Source organism: Campylobacter massiliensis, from assembly GCF_014253065.1.
GTDB lineage: Bacteria > Campylobacterota > Campylobacteria > Campylobacterales > Campylobacteraceae > Campylobacter_A > Campylobacter_A massiliensis.
On the sequence record NZ_JACLZK010000002.1, the window covers coordinates 699,100 to 719,218 of the forward strand.

The following is a 20,119-nucleotide window of genomic DNA, read 5'->3' on the forward strand; positions in this document are numbered from 1 at the left end:
GCATAGTAGAGAGGAGATCACGAAGCATTATACGGAATTTTAAAGAATCGTAAACGGTCTTACTAGAGCCGTAGCGTCAAAAGTTTTAGACATTATGTATAATGCCCTTTGTAAGAGATTCTGCTTATATCCAAAGTATAGGAAATGGCAGGTAAGTTTATATATGCTATTTTATCACAAAAATAAATATATAATTAATAATAATTTAAGTTTAAAAAAGACAAAATATCATCTATATAGGTTACATTAAAGAGATAAAAAATGAAAAGAATTTTAGTTTTACTTGTAGTTTTATTTTCTATTGGGTTTTCCAAAGATCTTATTAAATCGGGAAGCGAAGCTTACAAGAAAGGCGACTACCAAAAAGCTGCCGAGCTTTATCAAAAAGCTTGTGATGGGGGAGAGGCTTTGGGTTGTGGAAGCTTAGGACATTTATACACAGAAGGTCATGGTGTAAAACAGGATTACCAAAAAGCAACTGAATTATGACAGAAAGCTTGTGATGGGGGAAGTGTTAAGGGTTGTGTTGGTTTGGGGGCTTTATATTTAAAGGGTCAAGGTGTAAAACAAGATTACCAAAAAGCAACTGAATTATTTAAGAAAGGTTGCGATGACGAGGAGGCTTTAGGTTGCTTTAACTTAGGGGTTTTATACAAAAACGGTCAAGGTGTAAAACAAAACTACCAAAAAGCAGCTGAATTTTATCAAAAAGCTTGTGATGGGGGAGAGGCTTTGGGTTGTGGAAGCTTAGGGTTTTTATACGAAACCGGCCAAGGTGTAAAACAAAATTACCAAAAAGCAACTGAACTGTTTAAAAAAACTTGTGATAGTGAAGTAGCTAGGGGTTGCTTTGGGTTAGGAGCTTTATACCAAAACGGTAAAGGCCTAAGGCAAAACTACCACAAAGCTGCCGAGCTTTATCAAAAAGCTTGTGATGGGGGAGATGCTTTTGGCTGCTCTAGCTTAGGGTTTTTATACGAAACCGGCCAAGGTGTAAAACAGGATTTTTCCACTGCAAAACAATACCATGGCAAGGCTTGTGATTTAGGGCTTCAGTTAGGATGTGATAATTACAGAAAGCTAAACGAAAAAGGCTATTAAAAATTAATTGACATGAAGAGTTTTAGACATTATTCATAATGCCCTTTGCAAGAGATGATGTAGATCGTATCGTCTTTAACGGCATAAACCAGCCTATGTTCGTGATTAATGCGTCTACTATAAAAGCCGCTTAGATTTCCTTTTAGGGCTTCTGGTTTACCTATGCCGTCAAATGGGTTTCTGCTTATGTCCTTGATTAACTCGTTTATTTTTTTTAAATTCTGCTTGTCTTGGGTTTGCCAAGATAAGTATTCTTGCCATGCATCGTCGTCCCATAAAATTTGCAAGGCTACTCTCCTATTAGCTCGTGGCTATTAAAATTTAACTTACCGGCTTTAAATTTAGCCATCTTTTGCTCTAAGTACTCGATATTGTCTTTTTTGTAGAACGGATCGTTTATACCGATCTCAAATGGAATCCTTCCTTCACTGCCTAGTCTTTTTAGAAATATATTAATTGCCGTCGATACAGACATTCCTATCTCGGCGCATACAAGCTCGGCGTTTTTCTTGACGTCATCCTTTACTCTTATACTAATTTGTGCCATTATCTATCCTTTTTAATTATTTGTAATACATTGTATCATAAAAGTATAGCATTTTAGCCATGATCAGCAATCATTACCACTAAAAGACGTAGCCTTGCGGCGCTTTAGCGCATAAGCAAGGCAAAACAGGGGGCAAGGGGGCGGTGCGCTATTTACAAATTCATCAGAGAACTAAGTTTAAAAAACCAAGAAATACAAACGGCCGAGATGAAACTTAGAAACCTCAAATCAGAGCCCTAGATATTATCAAACAAGCTTCTTTCTTGCTTGGCTTTTGCGGCGACCTCCCCTTTTTCTTTCAGCTCCCTGATCTCGCGCGTGATCTGCTCATAATAGTTTTTATACAGATAGATCAAAAATTTCTTCGCCCGACCGTATGAAATTCTTTTATGGGTATTGAGATAATACAAATCCCCCCCCTCGCGGCTCATAGCTACCTCTCCGAACCGGTTTATCTCCTCATGTCTTTTAAGTAGCGAAACGCCGTAGTAGTATTGGCTGATGTTCAATAAAAAATCCATCATAGGCGTTTTCAGGTCTATCGGTATCTATCTCGTAAACTCTCGTATGACCGTCATCGTATGTTTTTTTGCGTCGATGAGATTTCTAAATTTTTCTATGGCCAGATCAACCGTATCGGCCTTTCTGGTCCTAAATTGCTCCAGGTAGTCTTTTTGAAATTTAAACGTAATGATCTTGTCTTTGCTATGTATCTCGTAGTCGAAATGCAACTTGCTCTAAAGATCGGGGATAACGATATCATCAAAATGAATTTTATTACTTAATAAATACACAAAGCCATTTGGTAAATCCGATAATTTTGCATCGAAAATCCCTTCCAGCTCCTCTTGTTTAAAGTCATACTCGGTCTTGTAGTTGTTAAAATTAGTGCGGTATTTGATCTTGGTTACAAAGGCCTCGTAAAACCTGATGGCGTATTTACTCGTAAAGCTATTTAACGTCTTAAAGTCTAAAAGTGTGTAATCGGTCTTTTGCCAGCAAGCCGTAGCCAACTCCTTTGCAAAACTGACCTCGCACGTAGCTTTTTTACGCTCCTCGCCCTTCGTCTTGAAATTTGGAGTTATAACGAGCCTGGTTTTTGCCAGATGATAAATTCATTCTTTTCCCAGTCCCTGTAATTATTTAATTCAAAGGCTACATACTCGAGTTTTTCCACGGACTTTATAAAATTCGTTCTCCAGTTCTTCGCATCGCCTACCACGCGCTTAAATAGCTCCAAAGGAATTACAAGGGTAGTAAATTTAACCGGTTTGGTGTCTTTTTTAACACACTCTTGAGGGGTTTTTAGTAAGAAATTTAAGACCTTTAAGTCGTATATATTGATCTTTAGCCCTCTCTTATCGGCGACCACCTTGCCCCTAATAACCGAATTCGCTTTTAAAAGTTTGATATAGCTATCGCCCTTTAAATAATCGGCCTCATAAATTCTTTGTCCTTGCGGATCTATGGCTACAGGAGCAAAAAATCCTCTTCTAAATCATCATAGCCCGGCTCTTCTTCCAAATCGTCGTCTATATCGGGTATATCTTGAGGTATCTTTTTCCTTTTATTGAAATTCTTATACGACGTTTTTAAATTTTGACAAATTTTCTCCCTAAAAAGCTCCCAAAAATCAAAAAATGGGGTCATTTTAGTGACTTGTGCTAAAAAATCTTGGCTTTTTAGGGAGGGGGTGCACTCAAAAATTAACTAAACTAAGCCGTTTTTACTTAAATATAGCTTATTTTAAGTATACATTCAGTATAAAACAATATTTTTTCCCTAAAATGATAAGAAAAATTTTCAAGTGAAAAACTAAGTTATTCACACCCCCTAAATTTATAAGAATTTAAATTTAATAAGAATTCCAAAAATCAAAAAACTTAATTTTTTTCTTAAATAAAAATATACACCACAATATCTCTAAAATAACAATTTTTAGGGATATAAATCAAATTTGGTAAAATATCATCGGTAAAAAGGAGAAAATATGGAAATTTTAGAACAGAACAAAGACTATTTGAAACTCAAAATATTTGACGAAATCAGGCAAAAACACGGTATTATAGTCGCTGCTAGCGGTCAAACCGTATACTACGCAGACAAAAAAGCATAAAAAGGATCGCATATGCTTTGAAATGCAAAATTCATCATAAGGGCTAGACGTGCAACAAGACTTTGAAATAACTGTTAAATCTACCGATAACCTCAGAGACGAGCTTAAAACGCTTTTTAAGACCAATGAAGCCTATAGGGGCGAAGAAGCCAGAGCTCTTATACAATCGCTAAGCGTCGTCGATAAAATGCTAAATTTTAAAAATAAGCAAGATATGAAATTTTCAAAAGACAAGATCGACGTCAAGCTAAAAATGGAAAGCGGCACGTATGATCTTGAAATTCCTATGGGTGAAGATAACTTTTCAAAACAGCTTGATCGCTTGATAGATTTGACGAGCAAGGATATATCAAGAAATAGGCCGACGCGGCAAGAAAAAGAAGAGTATCAAACGATAATTGAGAAATTTGGAGACGGGGGCATTGAAAAATTTAAAAACCCGGAGCGAGAAAGTACTTTTGATAAGGTGTTGGCCGGAAGCCTAAAGACAATCGAAACCATATCACAAACCGCCGGCGAGGAAACATCGCAATTTGTAAGTTCTTTTATAGCTACTATGAAATCGGCCATAAATCCAAAAGACCAAGAGTCGATACTGCAAAAAGATATAAAAAATATTCTTCAAATTTTGGCTAAAAGTGGAAAAGACAATAACGAAAAACTCGTTAAGAAGGGCGAAAGAGTAAAAGAGCATAATAAAGAGTTAGATATTACTAAGTAAGTTATTTTATAGTAAATAACGTTAATATATGATATAAAATAATAACTAAAACTTTCTTATACTAAAATATAGTACAGAATTATAAATAAACATTTTTTATGCTAAAATATTAACTTTTCTATAAAATTTATCTTTTTCATCTATTTTTGTATTTGCCTCAAGCTCGTTATTTAAAAATGAAATGTTGTATAGATCCTTCGCCGTTAAGGTTTTATTGTCTCCCAGGTATATCAAAAACTGTTTTCCATGCTTAGTAGAAAAGGATTTTATAGCGCTAGCTCCTATTTCCTGGAGCGTCTTATATTTGCCGTTGGTATCTAGGATGCCTATATTATTAAAGCTTATAGAGCCAAGCTCGATGTCGCTCATGGCTTTAGTTTCTAAATTTAGGCTTGCCCTTCTGGTTTTATCTCCTAAAAGCTTACCCGTATCAGAATACAGCTGCGTTACTTCTATTTCTCTACCGCTATCAAATTTTAAGGTTATAGACCCGTTATCGTTTAGCTTCATAGCTATTACGCTATCGCTGTCGTTCATCATTAAGGCCGCTTTACTCGGATTATCCTCAAAGGCTCTTTTTACTTTCTCTAAGTTTTCTGGGCTAAATTCTAGCCTTGTAGCCTTTTGGAATTCATTTTCCATGGCGATCATGTATGACGACTTGCTACCGTTTAGCCTACTTATATATTCGTCTGCATTTTCTACGTTATACTCTTTTAGATTTTTTGATAGCCACTCTACGTCTTTTGCGTGGGCGGTGGATTCTTTTTCATAATCTCTATAAAATTTCATAAAACTATCTTTTTGATAGTTTTCATACGAGAAGTCGTCGCTCGTCTTTTTGCTTGATATGATCGGATTAAATTCATTAAGCTTTAGCTTTCCGTCAAATCCAGCCTTAGCGTAAGCAAAATTGTTAAATAGGCTATTTTTATTAAATACGTTATTGTTTCTTAGGTCTACCCAGCCGTCCTTGTCCGCATATGCATCAAAGAAGTTCTTAATACTATCGGTTTCCGCCTTTTTGTATCTGCTTTCCGGTGCAAATACGGTGTAGGGGTTTTCCTTGTAGTAAAAAATGCGATTATCGATCTTTGAGATGTCGATTTGAGTCTTGCCTTTTTCTTTCAGTTTGGCATTTAGATCCTCTATTTGCTTCCGCCTATGGTTTATATCTATATCTTTTTTAATAAACTGCGCCAGATCTATACCGCTGGTTACGTCGCTTAAATTTGCTATCTTTTCGTTGCCGTCCTTATCGTATCCTCTAACCTTGAGCTTTGAGAATAGCTTATCGGAGCTATTTAAAATTCCGTCGCCGTTACTGTCAAAGTTAAAGAGTATTGCATTTGAGCTAAATTTGCCGATACCTAGCTTGTCGTTATCGCCGTATAGATCTAAAAATACCTCTACGTCGCCGTATTTAGTTTTTAGTATATTTTCGCTTGCATAGTCGTTTAGATTGTTTCTGTCTTGACTTAGGATGGTATTTGATTTGCTGCCTTTAAAATATCCGCCGCCGGCAAATTCTTCTATTACGGGCGCCCCGGAATCTGGCAAACCGATAGAAAAACAATATCCGCTATTCTCATACGATCCTTGAAATCTATTATATCCGTCTTGAGTAACTCTATCCGAGTTGTCCATATTGGACCACATAGGCAGACTTGCCCTATAAGCGCTTGATCCTAAAAACCCGGTAGAATATCCATTTACACTATCAGATCCGCCTTTATATAGATAGGCTTGCGAATTTTGCATTAGTATATCGTTGGCTTTTTCTAAAAGATCGTATTGCCTACTGATATATTCGTCCTTGCTTATTGCCTCATTGCCCACCTTGACTAGCTCTTGTCCGGCGAGTCTAGATGCGGAAGCTTGCATTTGGCCTTGTCTTAATAATGATAAATTTACGTCATAGCCGTTTCTTAACAGAACATCCATATTAAAATCCTTTTAAATGTTTTAATACCAAATCGGCAAATTTTAAAATTTATTTAGGCAAGGGCGGATAATCCGCCCCATAAGAATACTAGTTAGTAAACTTCCCTGACGTCTGCTGCGGCTAGATTGCCGTTTGCGTCAACATATGCTCTTAATTTACCCAATGGAAAATAGTTTGTATTGCCCTGTAAATCACCTATAACTTTATTTACAAAAGTTAAGTCCATTTTTAAAGCGGGGCTTTGTTGATAAACAACCATACCGCTTAGATCATCCTTGCCTATATTGGCAAACATTGGTATATTGGTATTCCAAAAATAATTAGTTATACCAAATTTTGCAATTGTGTCAGGGAATATTTGCCAAAAGTGTTTGTCTAACCTAATAACAGCATTTTTATCATCATGAACTCCATTAGGCTTTCCTGGTGTCGGAGTAAATACTGGTCTATTTCTAAATATGCCTGCTTTAATCATTAAATTTTAATATTCAATAGCCTAAGTTCTTGTCTTTTAGCTTCCAGTGCTTCTAAAAGTTCCTTATTGGCTTTTTCTATTTGTTCAAACAATAACTCTGCTGGTGTTTTTAGTTTGGTATCATCTTCTATTTTAGGCGTAGTCTTTAGAAGGTTTTTCATAAATCTAACATAATCTTGCATGCCTTCATCCATTGAATTTATTTGTTCATCTGAGATATTATTCATATCATTTTGACTATGCCATAAATTGATCTTTTCTCTAAACGCTTTCGCATCTACATTCTTATCGTATCCTTGCATTTTACCTATAATGGTTGTTTCGCCTTCTCTTACATTTAAATTTTTATTTATAACAGCAGCTAACAGCCCACCTTTGGTAATACTTCCATCAGAATTTAAATATTTCTCTCCATTAACATTTATATAAACTCCTGTTTTATCCTGTTCTCTGCCACCGTTATTGTTGCTAAAAATAGATGTAGCTGGGGTATAGTTTTTATCTCTTGGATCTTTGCCTGCTCTCATAGATTCATTGAAAAATAATGTGTCTATATCTTTGCTTTGATCCTTATAATTAAACTCTGCTGCAGCGGCATCATAGTCATATACACTATTATAAACTTTATCTACCTTAAGCGTTCTTTTATCATAACTAAACCCTTGTGGAAATTTGGCAAGGTCTTCTTTAGTAAAGCTCTCTTTTGAGTTTAAGATTTCTTCGCCAACTACTTGAGTAAGAATTTTATAGGCATTGCCAGCGGTTTTGGCAATATCTACGTTTTTCATAGTTTTCATTAAGAATGATGCACCACCCACTACCCTGCTAAGCGACTCCATCGTGCTTGAATGAATTTTATAGTCTGTAGGGATTCCTGCAGCCTTATTAAATTCAGCTGTAAAATAGCCATCTTTATCTACGTTGTACCCCAAGACGCTATTTAAATTTGAAGCCGGTATGTTCGATTGCGCAATATCATTTTCTTTTGATATTTCTATTTTAGAGTTATGTCTAATATTTATTTGAAAATTTTGCGCGAAACCAAAAGAATTATTTAATCTACCTATCATCTTTTTTCCTATAGAGTTTATAAACCCACAAATATTGCTTTGTGGGTTAAAAATAAATTAATACCTAGTAACCAATATCCTACTTAGATCATTTTTAAACAATCTTCCCAGCCATTTGCTTAAGTTTTTACCCGTTAGCTTCCCTGGATCGACATTTTCCGCCCAAATTTTGAGCTGATCTCGGTCTAGTTTTTCTGGATCAAGAGCGTCATAATCAATATGTGCTGTTAAATTCGGCTGTGCGATCGTCAAATTTAAAGCTTGATTTGCCGTCTCTTTTTCCTCATGCGTCTTTAAATTTTGCCCATGAGAGCTACTAAAATCATAATTTACGTTTGCGTTAAATCCGTTTATACCGCTTATCATATTAATCCTTTTAAGCCTTTATATCCACGCTCTTAGCGTTAAATTTCATCATCGCCTCAAGTTCTTCTAAATTTTTTCTAGTATTTTGCTCTAGCTCTTTGTCGTATTTTCTGTTTTTATCCAGCATCTTTTGTGTTCGCTTTTCTTGCTCGATTAGCTTTTCTAGGCGTTTTTGCGCCTCTTTCATATCCTCTTGCATTATTTCAAAGAGGCTTTTTGATTCTTTGCCGTCGTCGCTGACGTTTATCTCGCCGACAAATTTTAAACTCCTTGCAAAATCTACGAAATCTTTTAAATCTTGAGGCAATGAATCCACTAAAGATTGCGAGTATTTATCGTATTTATGTCCATGCAAGTCGGTAAAGGCTTTAATTTTTGCTTGGTACTCTTGTGAGGATATGTTTTTATCTAGTCCGTTAATCTTGCCGTGATAGGTGGTTTCACCTTCTATGGCGTGACTATTTTTGTTTAAAATGCCGACCAAAAGCCCACCTTTGGTTATATTGCCGTCTTTATCGGTATATTTGTCTTTTGTAGTATCAAAATACATACCACTGTTTATATCCTCTTTGCCGCCACTGTTGCTGTTTAATATGTCGGTAGATGGTTTTAAGCTCTTATGCTCTGAGTAGTAACCGATCGTGGAGCTATTATAAAAAGTAGTCGTTATGCTAGTTCGTTCATTTCTTTGAAAGCTACTATCGGCTCCCATATAGTCTGATATTTTACTATGAAGCTTTAATACCTTGAGCGTTTTATTGTCATATTCGTATCCTTGAGGCAATTTGGCAAGGTCTTCTTTGTTAAAACTTTCTTTGGAATTTAAAACGTCCTCGCCGACTACTTGGGATAAAATTTTATATGCATTGCCGACGGTTTTTGCTATATCTATGTTTTTAAAATCGGCTTTTAAAATGCCCGAATTAGTATTTACGTTCACGAGAGATTTTAAGGTATCTGAGTGGATTTTGTAGTCCTTTGGGATACCTGCGGCTTCGTTAAATTCGGACGTAAAATATCCGTCCTCATCGACTTTGTAGCCTAAAACTTCGTTAAATTTGTGCTCGACCGTATCCGGCTGCGAGATTTCATTTTGTTTTAAAATCTCAGTTTTTGAGCCATGCTTAACATTTACGTTTAGGGAAAAACTTTGTCTAGAAAAAGCGGAATAGTTGTTAAGAGCGTTTATCATATTAATCCTTTATGCTTTTACGTCAAATTTACCTATTTTTACTAGTTGATTTAAAATTTCAGTTATATCCGTCCCTTTTTCTTGCTCGGCTTTTAGGAAATTCTCGAAAAACTCGCGCTTTATATCCTTATAAACATAGGTTTGGCTTTTGCTCGTGGCTTGGATAGGTTTAAATTTGGCTTCTGCTCTTTGCTTAGATAAATTTGCGTTGTATTCTTCGAGTTCTTTGCGCATTTGCTCGTTCATCTCCTTGCGAGCTTTCATAGTCTTTTCGACGTCTTCCGCATAGAGTTTTTTAAAATCTTCTATACTAATGTCGGCTCTATGCATTAAGCTATCTCCAAAGTCGCTCATGGCGGCTCCTTCTGGCAAAGAGTCTCTAAATGCATTAAGCTCTTCTTGCTCTTGTTTTGTTCCAAATCCTAAAATTTTACCCCAGATAGTGGGTTTACCATCTCTGGAGTTACTCATCAGCATCCACATATAGGTTTGCAGATTGGCGTCGATGATGTCTTCTTTGCTCTCAGGGTCTTTTTGTCCTATATAGCGCAGCTCTTCGGCCGTATATTTTTTGGATAATATGCCGTCTATCTTATCAATCGTCTTTGTTATCCAGTTCTCGTCGCTTTCGTCTATGTCGATAGCATCTTTTACGATTTCTATGATGGTTTTACTTCTGTATTCTTGTAGCTCTTTTTGGATTTCCTCTTTGCTTTTCGGAGCTTGCGTTTGCTCGTTCGCCAAATTCGTCTTAGCGGTTTTATCTGCAGGAGTTAAATTTGACTTGAAATTTGCCGTAGAAATATTTAAATTTGAGCCGCTTATCATTTTCAATCCTTTAAGACTATATCGGATAAAAACGACTTTTCTTTAGCATAAACCAAGAAGCCAATTGTAGTAATAAAATATCAGGCTAGATATTCGTTTCGCCTTTAGGGCGGACGGTTTCTTTTTGAAACGCCTCCAGCCTTAGTGCCAGTTTATCCACTATGCTATCCGGCGTTTCGTTCTTGTGTAGACCCATAAGCCCGTCCCCTAGAATTTTCTTTAAAAATTCCTTTATGATTTTGGTATTTTTTAGAAAATCGGATATGGTTATAGGCATATCGTCAAAGCTTTGGCTTCTCATATCTTGCGCGTATGTTTGGACTTGATCCGTTAGCCTAGTTTCACCGCTATCGCTCGCTATGGGCGGGAAGCCTTTTAAAAACTGTATAAATACGCCCTCTCTGGCGTATCCGCCCTCTTTTTCGTAGACCGACGTATCGGAGTTAAAGCTAAAGCCGTCTTTTTCCTGCAAATTTGACGAGCCTAGGGTAGAAAAAATTAAAGGATATACGCTAAGGCTAACTCCGTATTTTTTAATATCGCTTGAGAGTTCGCCGGCGTTTTGTAGCTGAGCTTGAGTACTATAGACGTTTGATACGGCAAATAGGCTAACGTCTTTTAAAAAATTACTCTTGTCAAACGGTTTTTGATTGACATTTACGCTAAAGCCCTTGGGTAGCTTTTCTAAGTCGCTTTGGCTATACGTTTCTTTGCCTTCAGGGACTACTGCGTTAAACAGCTTGTAGTATTGTTTCACCGTGTCGGCTACGTCGATATTTTCAAAGGGTTTTTGATCCGGCGAGGGCGTAAACAAATAAGTCTTATTGTTAAACCTCACTATCTCGTCGATAGAGCTTTTGTGGATTTTGAAATTTTCGGGAAGGCCGGCTGCTTTGTTAAAATCGCTACCCATATAGCCGAGATTATCCACCGAGTATCCGTAAGCCAAATTTGAGCCGAATTTTAACGAGTTTAAATTTTGATCTTGCGTGGCGCTAGATGGTAGGTCGTATGTTTTAAATGAGGTAGCACCAGACGCACTAGTGTTTTGAATAAGATTTGCGAAGCTAACGTCCTGTGTTTTGGCTTGCTTCTTTTCTTGAGCTTTGGATAGTATCGACGAATAATTTATCTTGGCGGCGGAAACGTTCACGGCTTATCCTTCTTAAAAATAAATTTAAAGAAGGATAAGCAAAATTTATTACCTAAAATTCGCGACATTTGCGCAAGGGTCTTTGAGAAAAAGATTATACTATGCAAGCCAGGTCTAAATTTTAGACCTTAAAATTTTGGTAGATTATGCTTGTAGATTGATAGGATCTTTATGGTGTCGTCTTCGATTATAAAAGGAATAACGTACCCTTTGAAAATTAGATCCCTTATATTGTCTTTGTGAAAGTATTGATTTTTTCTAAATCGGTAAGCAAAAGTAGATAAACTTTCGATTTTTTTAAATAAGCCCTCAAGAAAATCGTTTGCTACATTCTCGCTCTTGCTTCTATCCGCATAAAAATCTAAAATACTTTTAATTTCTTCCTTGAATTGTTCGCTTAAGATAATTTCCACTTTAAGCGCCTTTGTTTTTTAGGTAGGATCTCATCTCGGTTTTAAATTCGTCAAAGGCTTGGTATTTTAGCTCGCCGTGCTTATCGGCCTCTACTAGTTTCTTTAAATCCTGCTGATCGGCTTGGTTTAGATAATCTTCATTGTCATAAGTAATGGTTGTTTCAGGATCTAGCGCAATAATAGCTCTAATAGCTTCTATAATGCTATGGTTTGCGGTTTGGATATTTATTGAAGTTATCATTTCTTGCTCCTTGTGTTTATCGTCATTATATCGCACCCTTTTTAACAGCTGACATTTTCTCTGACGATAGATCTCTAAATTTATACTTATACCTTTTGTGTGTTTAGACTCAGCTTAATATCTTTCATATGTTTTCTCGGAAGATCCGTCTATTTATCAGGCGGCTATGTATCTACCGGATAATGGGATGGAGTTTTTAACCAAAGAGGGCAAAGAAAAAGGCGTCAGCAAAAATCAAGTGCTTAGAAATTTGATAGCCAAACATATAAACAAATAGACTGGCCATCTTGCCCATTCCTAAACCCTTACATCTATCTTCTTGTAGAATCTATCCTTCTCGCCCACATTAGCGCCTTTGTCAAGCTCGTTATTTAAAAACGAAATATTGTATAGATCCTTCGCCGTTAAGGTTTTATTGTCTCCCAGGTATATCAAAAACTGTTTTCCATGCTTAGTAGAAAAGGATTTTATAGCGCTAGCTCCTATTTCCTGGAGCGTCTTATATTTGCCGTCGGTGTCTAGTATGCCTATATTATTAAAGCTTATAGAGCCAAGCTCGATGTCGCTCATGGCTTTAGTTTCTAAATTTAGGCTTGCCCTTCTGGTTTTATCCCCTAAAAGCTTACCCGTATCAGAATACAGCTCCGTTACTTCTATTTCTCTACCGCTATCAAATTTTAAGGTTATAGATCCGTTATCGTTTAGCTTCATGGCTATTACGCTGTCGCTATCTCGTAATGATGACGCCGCTCTATCGATATCGGTTTCAAAAGCACGCCTAACTTTTTCTAAATTCTCCTCGCTAAATTTTAATCCGGTAGCAGCCTCAAATTCATTTTCCATAGCTACCATATAGGCGGACTTACTCTGCGATAATTTTGATATTAGCTCATCTGCATTTTCTACGTTATAGTCTTTTAAGTTCTTGCTTAGCCACTCTATATCTTTATTGTGGGCGTCAAGCTCTTTGTTATAATCGCCGTAGAATTTCATAAAGCTGCTTCTTTGGTATCCGTTATAAGAGAAGTCTTTATCTTTGGGGGCGTCGGATCCTATTATAGGATTAAATTCGCTAAGCTTTAGCTTTCCGTCAAATCCAACTTTTTCATAGGCAAAGTTATTAAATAGGCTATTTTTATTAAATACGTTATTGTTTCTTAGATCTACCCAGCCGTCTTTATCCGCGTATGCATCAAAGAAATTTTTGACGCCGTCGCTTTCTATCTTTTTGTATCTGCTCTCAGGGGCAAATACGGCGTATGGGTTTGAAGAGTAGTAAGATATCCTATGATCTATGTTTGTAGTATCTACGAAATTTCTCATATCGTTATTGGCAAGAGATTCGGAGTTGATGATATCTCTTCTTTTTTGATTCCAGTTAACAACATCCGAATTTATAAATTTAGTCAAATCGATGTCCGATACTACGTCGCTTAAATTTGCTATCTTTTCGTTGCCGTCCTTATCGTATCCTCTAACCTTGAGCTTTGAGAATAGCTTATCGGAGCTATTTAAAATTCCGTCGCCGTTACTGTCAAAGTTAAAAAGTATTGCATTTGAGCTAAATTTGCCGATACCTAGCTTGTCGTTATCGCCGTATAGATCTAAAAACACCTCTACGTCGCCGTATTTAGTATGCAGGGTACTTGAAGAAGCGTAAGAGTTTAAATTTGATGATTTGGTATTCTCGAGATATCCGCTTTGATCTATAAAAGACATATTTATCGAGTGAGGATCCGCATTTATACCCTGAAAGTATCTCTCGCCCCTAAGAGAGCCGTTTAGATAGGCATTTGAGGTATCGACCCCGTATTTTTGCTTTATCTCTTTTAACGCATTATGATCGTTTACTACGCTATCTATTCTTTGTTCTTGATTGACCGAGTACCTTGAGCCAAGATACGTAAAATCGTATCTGGCAAAGTCTCCCGTCAAAGTAGGAGACGAGCTGTAATGATAATCTAAGCCGCTGTTTCTACCAAGCAGATTGTTAATATTAAATTCGCCCTTGTTTAAAGTGTTGCTATCGCTAATATCCATAACGTTATTTACGCGTAGCTTTGAGATGATGCCACTTGACTGAGCCCTTAAAAAGTCTTTTGCCCTATATTCTATTTGCGCTTGCCTATTTAGGTATTCCGCCGAAGTCATACTTTCGTCGCCAACCTTGACGGTCTCTTTTAAAGATTGGGTTTTATTTACTCTGGCGATATCTATATCTGGTAGCTTTAAAAACGAGACATTGTTTGAACTGTTTATCATTTAAATCCTTTTAAAAGCTTTACTTGTATATCGGATAAAATTTAAAAATATTTAGGATTGATAACAAGTTTACTATATGGCTATTAAGCATCCTATAAAAAATAGTATGTATAATAGTAAGTATAAAACATAAAAAGGGGCGGCGTGTCGAGTCTTGATAAGCTAATCAAAAAACTTGAAAATAATCCTAAAAACGCAAGCTTTGACGATGTTAAGCGCCTGCTATTAAATCACGGATATGAATTAGATCACGTTAAAGGCTCGCACCATAAATTTAAAAAAGGCGGCGACACGATAGTTGTACCATATCATAAACCGATTAAAGAGATCTATGTTTTGCAAATCTTAGCAAAGATAAGGGAGTCATGATGAAAAAAGACTTGAACTATTATTTAAACTTACCGTATACAATCACGATCAAAAGACTAGATGACGGCGATTATTTTGCTCAGTATGCAGATATGGGGCTAACTAAAAATAATCTAATGGCCGGCTGGGGAGCTACTGAAGCTGAAGCGATAGCAGATCTAAAAGAAGCCTTTGCTTGCTATGTCGAAGGGGCTCTTAAAAACGGCGAAAGCATCTATGAGCCGATTGATGAAAACGTCAAAGTCCGCATAAATTTAACTATACCTAAAGGCCTTTTAAATGCAATCGATGCGGTTACGAATAACCGCTCGGCATGGCTTAGCGAGTTAGCTAAAAAGGCGCTAGCAGTGCAATAAAGAGTACGGAGCAGGCCGCCGTATAGACGACCTTTGTAGTTATCTTAAACCGAGGTCATAGACGCTAGAGCGTTTACTCTCTCTTTTACGGTCTTAACATATTCCTCTCTGTCTTTATCGCTTAAAATTTGGTTTGTCTTGCCCGGTCTATATCTCAAGAGTTCGGCTATTGTCATTTCTTCTTGCATAATTCTGTCCCTGGCCATATCGTTTCCGCTATTTACTCTTTTTATGAAGTCTATATCCTTTTTCCCTTGTTCTATATTGAGTATTGAGTAGGTTTTTATCTGATCGGTAAGCTCGGTTTCCCCGCTATCGCTAGCTTTTGGTTTAAAATTCTTTAAAAATCCTACAAATACGCCTTCTTTGCTGTAGCCGCCATCTGTTTTATACATAGACATATCGGGGTTAAATTTAAGTCCGCCTCCGTTATCGCGTCCGATTTCGCTAGAGCTAAGATTTAGCCTATAAGTGTAGCGAGGCGGAGTGAGCATGCTTAGTTCGCGCTCCAAAGCTTTTGCTTCGTCAAATTGGTCACCCGTTTTGTAGACGTTCGTAACTTTGTAGCTGCTTACATCCGGCAAATAGTTTCCATTTTCAGCGGCGTCGTTACCGCTAATGCTAAAGCCTTTAGGCAGTCTATTTAGATCTTCGCTCGTATATGTTTGCTTGTCGTTTGAACCCACTACGCTTTGAAATACCTTGTAATATTGTTTTATGGTATCGGCCATATCGATATTTTCAAAGGTTTTAGCGGTATATGCCGGCTTGTGAATATAGCTTCTTTCGTTAAAATCATAAATTTCATCAAGAGTGCTTTTATGCATTTTAAAATCCTCCGGAAGCCCGGCGGCTTTGTTAAAGTCCGCACCCATAAAACCTTGACTATCGATGCTATATCCATATGTATTGGGTGAATACTTAACTTGATTTATGTTTGATTGCAGATTAGAATTTAATACATTGCTGTCGTTAAACGCGCTTGTTCCGGCACTCGTTACTCTAGCGGTAGCTTGCGATACCATGCTGGCCTGAGCCATTAACTCTAGATCATAGCTTTGGGCTAAAATTTGAGCTCCAAAGGCCGTTCCTCCAGCCTCTTTTTTGGCCTTTAACTCTTTTGAGGTAGATATTACGGAATCATATTGTTTTTGTAAAGAGATTTCGTTCATCGCCTGCTCCTTATTGAATTATGATAAGGAGCAAGCAATATTTATTCCAGATTTATTATTGCCCTAAGATCTGTGTTTTAAAATCATCTAGAACTCTTTAGTCCAGTGAATATATAATATAGATAAGAAGCTCTATTGATGTTTTTTTAAAAAATAGTTGATTTTTTTTAATACGCAGGTCGTTTTTGCTTGCATATATTATTGAAATTCGATATATTAGTCTCATCTATAAAAAAAGGAGATAAGTATGAAAAAAAATATGTATGTAGATTTTTTCAAAAGTTGCCGTATTTATTTTAACGGCGAGATGTTTGAGTTTATTGGCTACGGCGGTAGACCAATGCAAACGAAAACCCTTAGCAACGATGAAGAATCGTGGATCAACTGCTGGGAAACTATGGAAAAAACAGGTATTAGTGTAAATCCATTAAATGGAGAACCTGACTATACTTGTTTTATTGATCCCTATTATTTTTCTGATCACGACTACTATTGCTTTGTCGAGTACTACCTAGACGGCGACGAGGACGATGGGGTGTTTCACGTCAAGAGCTACGAATTCGTTCATCCCGACGATACTGAGCGAATAGCCGAACTAGACAAGATCGCAAAAAATAGCCAGGGGTTGTACCTAAAATAATTTTCGTAACTGAAATTTGTGTTAGTTTACGCAGATTTCAGCTCAAATTAGTTTTTAAAATATACAATTTCAGTACTTCTATACAAAAAACTTAACCCAAAAATTTTCCGCAAATTTAAAAATCAAGAACAAAAAATGATAAAGATAAAACACATAAACGAAAACGACTACGCGCGGATTTTCGTATTCGGCGATCTGCACGGCTCCCTCGGGCTTTTTAACCTGATGCTTAAAAAGATAAATTTGAGCAAAAAAGATCTGATAATCATCCTGGGCGACAGCTGCGACCGCGGCGAGGATACGATCGGACTATATAAAAAGTACGCCGAGCTTATTAGAAACGGATACGCGCTGATCCACGTACTGGGAAATCACGAGAAAATGATGATGGACGGGTATTTTGGCGGCGACGCGCTAGATCATCAAATTTGGCTTAGAAACGGCGGAGATAAAACCAAAAGGTCGATCTACAAGCGAAATTTAAACAGCTTCGCGCTCTCGTGGCTCAAAGATTTCATTAACGACATGCCTCACGTCGTAAGCTCGGAGCAAAGCATATTCGTCCACGCGGCCTTTGACGGCGATAAAAGCGAAGAGGAACAGGACGAGGACTACGTGCTGTGGAGCATAGATCCATTTTGGGAGAGTAATAATACGGGCAAGCGGATATTTCACGGGCACGTCGTAAGCGAGGAAAATAGAATAACCAGGCGCGCAAACGACGTCTTTTCTATGGACGTGGGAGCCGTGTTTTTTAAAAGACTAGAGATAATGGAGATAAAAAGCGGCAAGAAATTTGAAGTGAGCCTATAATATCATTACAAGTTCAGGCGAGAATTTAAGCAAAAATTTAGCGTTTTAATAGGATAAATGCAGGCAGGCTCTCAAATTTAGCGAGATCACACAGGCTAGCCCTCCCCCGAAATGGCAAGGAAACATACATACTAGATATAAAGCAGCTCTCGGGGTGAGGATAAATTTAAACAAACTCTATGCGCCAGTTAAATTCCAAGCACACTATCTTTTAGCTCACCAATCTTCTCCTTTCCGCTCTTTACGTCCACGAGAGTTATTTGCCCGTTTCTAAAATGCCATTCACTAAATTTCATCACACATCCCTTGGCCTTTTTTTCTAGCATTTTTTCTTGTAGCTTATTTATACATTCAAACTCGTACGCCGCCTCTCGTTTTTCAAGATCATTAATAAATATATGATTTAGTAAAACCTTTTCGCCGTCGTGTAAACACTCAAAAGGCTTTAGCCTAGAGCAGTTTACCGCATCCGCGCCAATGGTAAACAGGCTTTTGTTTTTCATCAGATAAATATCCACCATATTTCCCATCAAAGCTTCGTATTTCTCGTACCCTAGCCCTTTTTTTAAAGTATATTCGTTCTGAAACGCAAGAATAAGCTCAACCTTGCTCTGACGCAAAATTTCCTCGTGGAAATTTGAATTTTCACTAGCTATTTTGGCGGCTTCATCCAAAAATAAACTAATAGGTATTACGTTTTCCCTACCTGCTCTTGCGATGAAGCTAGGGATAAAACTATCTAAAAGCATGGCTAAAGTCTGACTGCTTGAGTTTAGGGCATTAAATACGACGATCTTGCCTTCGTTTAGATACTGCGAGATGCTGTTTTTATCGGCATTCATCGCCTCGTCATCAGCTAGCTCGTTGATCACTGTAGTCATAATAGAAAGGTTCCTAAAGTCGTTTGCTATCTTCTCGTTATCTTTTGCATCAGTAACGTCAAATCTACTCATAATATCGATCAAATTTTGCCTAGCCTTTAGTAGATCTCTAAACCTCAAACGAACCTCCTTTTTCTCACCATTAACCAAATACGGGTTTGGACTCAAATAACGCTTAATGCTTGCTAAAAACTCGTTAAATTTTAAAAGCTCTTGTGTCAGATTTCTTATCGTATGGATGTTGAACGGATATATGCTGCTAAGTTTGATAGCAGCATCAATGCCTCTTACATTATACTTCTTAGCGACGTCTACAAATTCGCTCAGAGTTTTTAGAAAATTAAATATGGTTAGGGTCAAATTTGCGCCGTACTCCTGCCAAAGGCTATCGTTGCGAGATTGCATGCGAGCGCTAGCGGCATTTTTAAAATCCCTAGCAGAGATATCTTGTACTAAATTTATCTTCTCGCCAAGAAATGTCCCGACAACAACGACATCTTTTAGCCTGCCAGCTCTTTTAGCTAGTGCCTTAACCGCATCCCCTTCGCAACCTTTGTAGTCAAACACGAATATTCCGTGTCCTCGCTGCATCCTATCGAGTAAATTTGGATATATCATCGAGGTGGTCTTGCCGCAGCCAGTCTCGCCGATGATAGCAGCGTGAGTGAAGTTGCAAGGGATTATGAGATTGCCCTCCTTGCAAATTTGCGCGGCTTCTTCTTGCTGGGCAAATCCTATCTCGCCAGAGCTTTGCTCGCCCTCTTCGTACCTTAGAAAACCTATCGGTCTCATCTTTTCTCCTTTTTTTGAAATTATGATGGAATTGTCGCATCTTTCTTTCAGAAGCTTTTGAATGACGCGCCTGTCGGGGTTTGATTAAAATTTGAGTTAAAAAAATAGAGGCAAATTTGAGAAAATTAAGGCAAAAGAGGTAAAAATTTAGCGAAAAGGTAAAAATTTGAGTTAAATCTAAAGGGCGCGGTAATATTTGCGCCCAAATTTGCTACAAATGCAGCAAAAACATCAAAAAAACGCCAAATATAGTTCCTAGGGCAAATGTCTCAAGCCTTATGAGGGGGACGTTTTTTTGAAAAGTATTAACCGTTTTTAGAAGCTTTGTTTGGCACTCGGTATATTCTATCGCCCTTTGTCTTAGCAAATAGGTGCACGGAAAGATATTTTCCTTAAAGTAGGCAACGCAGTCTTGTAATCTCTCGATGGTTTCTTTAGGGTCGTCTATGCCTATACCGGCCGTTGCTAGCACGAATTTTATCTCTAGCGCCTCGACGGAGTTCTGGGTTTCGTCGGCAAATTTATCGTATTTTTCCTTGATATAGGCGATTATCTCCTCGCCGCTTTTCCCGGCTATTTCGCTTTGCGCACTATCTTGTGGTTCTTGCATATCTTCTCCTTTATAAAAATATGCAAGAATTCTAGCTTTAATCTTTCAGAAGCTTT

27 protein-coding genes are annotated in these 20,119 nt (G+C 37.4%); 8 read left to right on the forward strand and 19 right to left on the reverse strand.

All coding sequences use genetic code 11. The features are described 5' to 3' along the window. Positions 1 to 261 precede the first annotated feature (261 nt). Positions 262 to 489 carry a hypothetical protein gene (locus H7R39_RS11370; protein WP_228724777.1) on the forward strand — a complete coding sequence of 76 codons (228 nt, stop codon included), beginning with the start codon at positions 262 to 264 and terminating at the stop codon, positions 487 to 489. Positions 490 to 531: 42 nt separating this feature from the next. Further along, entirely contained in the window at positions 532 to 1,101 is a 570-nt protein-coding gene (locus H7R39_RS10060) for a tetratricopeptide repeat protein (protein WP_228724778.1), read from the forward strand. Between the two features lie 29 nt (positions 1,102 to 1,130). On the opposite strand, the gene H7R39_RS10065 is transcribed toward H7R39_RS10060, so the two are convergent. The 6 genes from H7R39_RS10065 to H7R39_RS10090 form a co-directional block, all read right to left on the reverse strand. Further along, on the reverse strand, positions 1,131 to 1,388 hold the full coding sequence (locus H7R39_RS10065; protein WP_185899094.1) for a Txe/YoeB family addiction module toxin: 258 nt from the start codon (positions 1,386 to 1,388) through the stop codon (positions 1,131 to 1,133). 2 nt (positions 1,389 to 1,390) lie between these two features. Then, positions 1,391 to 1,648: a type II toxin-antitoxin system RelB/DinJ family antitoxin gene (locus H7R39_RS10070; protein ID WP_185899095.1), complete on the reverse strand. Its 258-nt coding sequence runs from the start codon at positions 1,646 to 1,648 to the stop codon at positions 1,391 to 1,393. A gap of 236 nt (positions 1,649 to 1,884) precedes the next feature. Continuing rightward, a complete protein-coding gene (locus H7R39_RS10075) occupies positions 1,885 to 2,169 on the reverse strand; it encodes a hypothetical protein (protein WP_185899096.1) in 285 nt (94 codons plus the stop codon). 27 nt (positions 2,170 to 2,196) lie between these two features. Beyond that, positions 2,197 to 2,379 (reverse strand): hypothetical protein, encoded by a 183-nt coding sequence (locus H7R39_RS10080; RefSeq protein ID WP_185899097.1) that lies wholly within the window; start codon positions 2,377 to 2,379, stop codon positions 2,197 to 2,199. Between the two features lie 6 nt (positions 2,380 to 2,385). Then, on the reverse strand, positions 2,386 to 2,763 hold the full coding sequence (locus H7R39_RS10085) for a RepB family plasmid replication initiator protein (protein WP_185899431.1): 378 nt from the start codon (positions 2,761 to 2,763) through the stop codon (positions 2,386 to 2,388). Positions 2,764 to 3,118: 355 nt separating this feature from the next. Then, positions 3,119 to 3,298, reverse strand: coding sequence for a hypothetical protein (locus H7R39_RS10090; RefSeq protein WP_185899098.1), 180 nt, complete (start codon positions 3,296 to 3,298; stop codon positions 3,119 to 3,121). 340 nt (positions 3,299 to 3,638) lie between these two features. Here H7R39_RS10090 and H7R39_RS11500 point away from each other — a divergent pair, with 340 nt between their 5' ends. Together H7R39_RS11500 and H7R39_RS10095 are read left to right on the forward strand one after the other, a co-directional pair. Continuing rightward, entirely contained in the window at positions 3,639 to 3,764 is a 126-nt protein-coding gene (locus tag H7R39_RS11500) for a hypothetical protein (RefSeq protein ID WP_267455032.1), read from the forward strand. Positions 3,765 to 3,813: 49 nt separating this feature from the next. Then, the gene (locus tag H7R39_RS10095) at positions 3,814 to 4,485 is read left to right on the forward strand and encodes a hypothetical protein (RefSeq protein ID WP_185899099.1); all 672 of its coding nucleotides are present in this window, start codon (positions 3,814 to 3,816) and stop codon (positions 4,483 to 4,485) included. 96 nt (positions 4,486 to 4,581) lie between these two features. Here the strand turns inward: H7R39_RS10095 and H7R39_RS10100 are convergent, their stop codons facing one another. The 10 genes from H7R39_RS10100 to H7R39_RS10145 form a co-directional block, all read right to left on the reverse strand. Next, the gene (locus tag H7R39_RS10100) at positions 4,582 to 6,429 is read right to left on the reverse strand and encodes a response regulator (RefSeq protein ID WP_228724779.1); all 1,848 of its coding nucleotides are present in this window, start codon (positions 6,427 to 6,429) and stop codon (positions 4,582 to 4,584) included. Between the two features lie 92 nt (positions 6,430 to 6,521). Continuing rightward, a complete protein-coding gene (locus H7R39_RS10105; RefSeq protein WP_185899100.1) occupies positions 6,522 to 6,905 on the reverse strand; it encodes a hypothetical protein in 384 nt (127 codons plus the stop codon). After that, positions 6,905 to 7,975, reverse strand: coding sequence for a Cj0814 family flagellar-dependent secreted protein (locus H7R39_RS10110; protein WP_185899101.1), 1,071 nt, complete (start codon positions 7,973 to 7,975; stop codon positions 6,905 to 6,907). Before H7R39_RS10110 ends, H7R39_RS10105 begins: the two co-directional genes overlap by 1 nt. A gap of 57 nt (positions 7,976 to 8,032) precedes the next feature. Next, a complete protein-coding gene (locus tag H7R39_RS10115) occupies positions 8,033 to 8,341 on the reverse strand; it encodes a hypothetical protein (protein ID WP_228724780.1) in 309 nt (102 codons plus the stop codon). A gap of 10 nt (positions 8,342 to 8,351) precedes the next feature. Next, entirely contained in the window at positions 8,352 to 9,533 is a 1,182-nt protein-coding gene (locus H7R39_RS10120; RefSeq protein ID WP_185899102.1) for a Cj0814 family flagellar-dependent secreted protein, read from the reverse strand. Positions 9,534 to 9,542: 9 nt separating this feature from the next. Beyond that, positions 9,543 to 10,361, reverse strand: a complete 819-nt coding sequence (locus tag H7R39_RS10125; RefSeq protein WP_185899460.1) for a cell surface protein — start codon at positions 10,359 to 10,361, stop codon at positions 9,543 to 9,545. Positions 10,362 to 10,446: 85 nt separating this feature from the next. Then, positions 10,447 to 11,514, reverse strand: a complete 1,068-nt coding sequence (locus tag H7R39_RS10130) for a Cj0814 family flagellar-dependent secreted protein (protein WP_185899103.1) — start codon at positions 11,512 to 11,514, stop codon at positions 10,447 to 10,449. A gap of 128 nt (positions 11,515 to 11,642) precedes the next feature. After that, complete coding sequence (locus H7R39_RS10135; RefSeq protein ID WP_185899104.1) at positions 11,643 to 11,927, reverse strand: type II toxin-antitoxin system RelE/ParE family toxin; 285 nt, start codon at positions 11,925 to 11,927, stop codon at positions 11,643 to 11,645. Position 11,928: 1 nt separating this feature from the next. Beyond that, on the reverse strand, positions 11,929 to 12,168 hold the full coding sequence (locus H7R39_RS10140; RefSeq protein ID WP_185899105.1) for a hypothetical protein: 240 nt from the start codon (positions 12,166 to 12,168) through the stop codon (positions 11,929 to 11,931). 297 nt (positions 12,169 to 12,465) lie between these two features. Further along, on the reverse strand, positions 12,466 to 14,430 hold the full coding sequence (locus H7R39_RS10145; protein WP_185899106.1) for a response regulator: 1,965 nt from the start codon (positions 14,428 to 14,430) through the stop codon (positions 12,466 to 12,468). A 144-nt stretch (positions 14,431 to 14,574) separates the two neighbouring features. On the opposite strand from H7R39_RS10145, the gene H7R39_RS10150 reads away from it, so the two are divergent. Then, entirely contained in the window at positions 14,575 to 14,799 is a 225-nt protein-coding gene (locus H7R39_RS10150; protein ID WP_185899107.1) for a type II toxin-antitoxin system HicA family toxin, read from the forward strand. Beyond that, positions 14,799 to 15,155: a type II toxin-antitoxin system HicB family antitoxin gene (locus H7R39_RS10155; RefSeq protein WP_185899108.1), complete on the forward strand. Its 357-nt coding sequence runs from the start codon at positions 14,799 to 14,801 to the stop codon at positions 15,153 to 15,155. The genes H7R39_RS10150 and H7R39_RS10155 overlap by 1 nt, the downstream gene beginning before the upstream one ends. A gap of 44 nt (positions 15,156 to 15,199) precedes the next feature. On the opposite strand, the gene H7R39_RS10160 is transcribed toward H7R39_RS10155, so the two are convergent. Next, positions 15,200 to 16,327, reverse strand: a complete 1,128-nt coding sequence (locus H7R39_RS10160; RefSeq protein WP_185899109.1) for a Cj0814 family flagellar-dependent secreted protein — start codon at positions 16,325 to 16,327, stop codon at positions 15,200 to 15,202. 247 nt (positions 16,328 to 16,574) lie between these two features. Here H7R39_RS10160 and H7R39_RS10165 point away from each other — a divergent pair, with 247 nt between their 5' ends. Continuing rightward, positions 16,575 to 16,967 carry a hypothetical protein gene (locus tag H7R39_RS10165; protein WP_185899110.1) on the forward strand — a complete coding sequence of 131 codons (393 nt, stop codon included), beginning with the start codon at positions 16,575 to 16,577 and terminating at the stop codon, positions 16,965 to 16,967. Between the two features lie 135 nt (positions 16,968 to 17,102). Beyond that, on the forward strand, positions 17,103 to 17,780 hold the full coding sequence (locus H7R39_RS10170; protein ID WP_185899111.1) for a metallophosphoesterase: 678 nt from the start codon (positions 17,103 to 17,105) through the stop codon (positions 17,778 to 17,780). Positions 17,781 to 17,968: 188 nt separating this feature from the next. On the opposite strand, the gene H7R39_RS10175 is transcribed toward H7R39_RS10170, so the two are convergent. Together H7R39_RS10175 and H7R39_RS10180 are read right to left on the reverse strand one after the other, a co-directional pair. Next, on the reverse strand, positions 17,969 to 19,453 hold the full coding sequence (locus tag H7R39_RS10175; RefSeq protein ID WP_185899112.1) for a type IV secretory system conjugative DNA transfer family protein: 1,485 nt from the start codon (positions 19,451 to 19,453) through the stop codon (positions 17,969 to 17,971). 211 nt (positions 19,454 to 19,664) lie between these two features. Further along, positions 19,665 to 20,063 carry a hypothetical protein gene (locus H7R39_RS10180; protein WP_185899113.1) on the reverse strand — a complete coding sequence of 133 codons (399 nt, stop codon included), beginning with the start codon at positions 20,061 to 20,063 and terminating at the stop codon, positions 19,665 to 19,667. Positions 20,064 to 20,119: the final 56 nt, after the last annotated feature.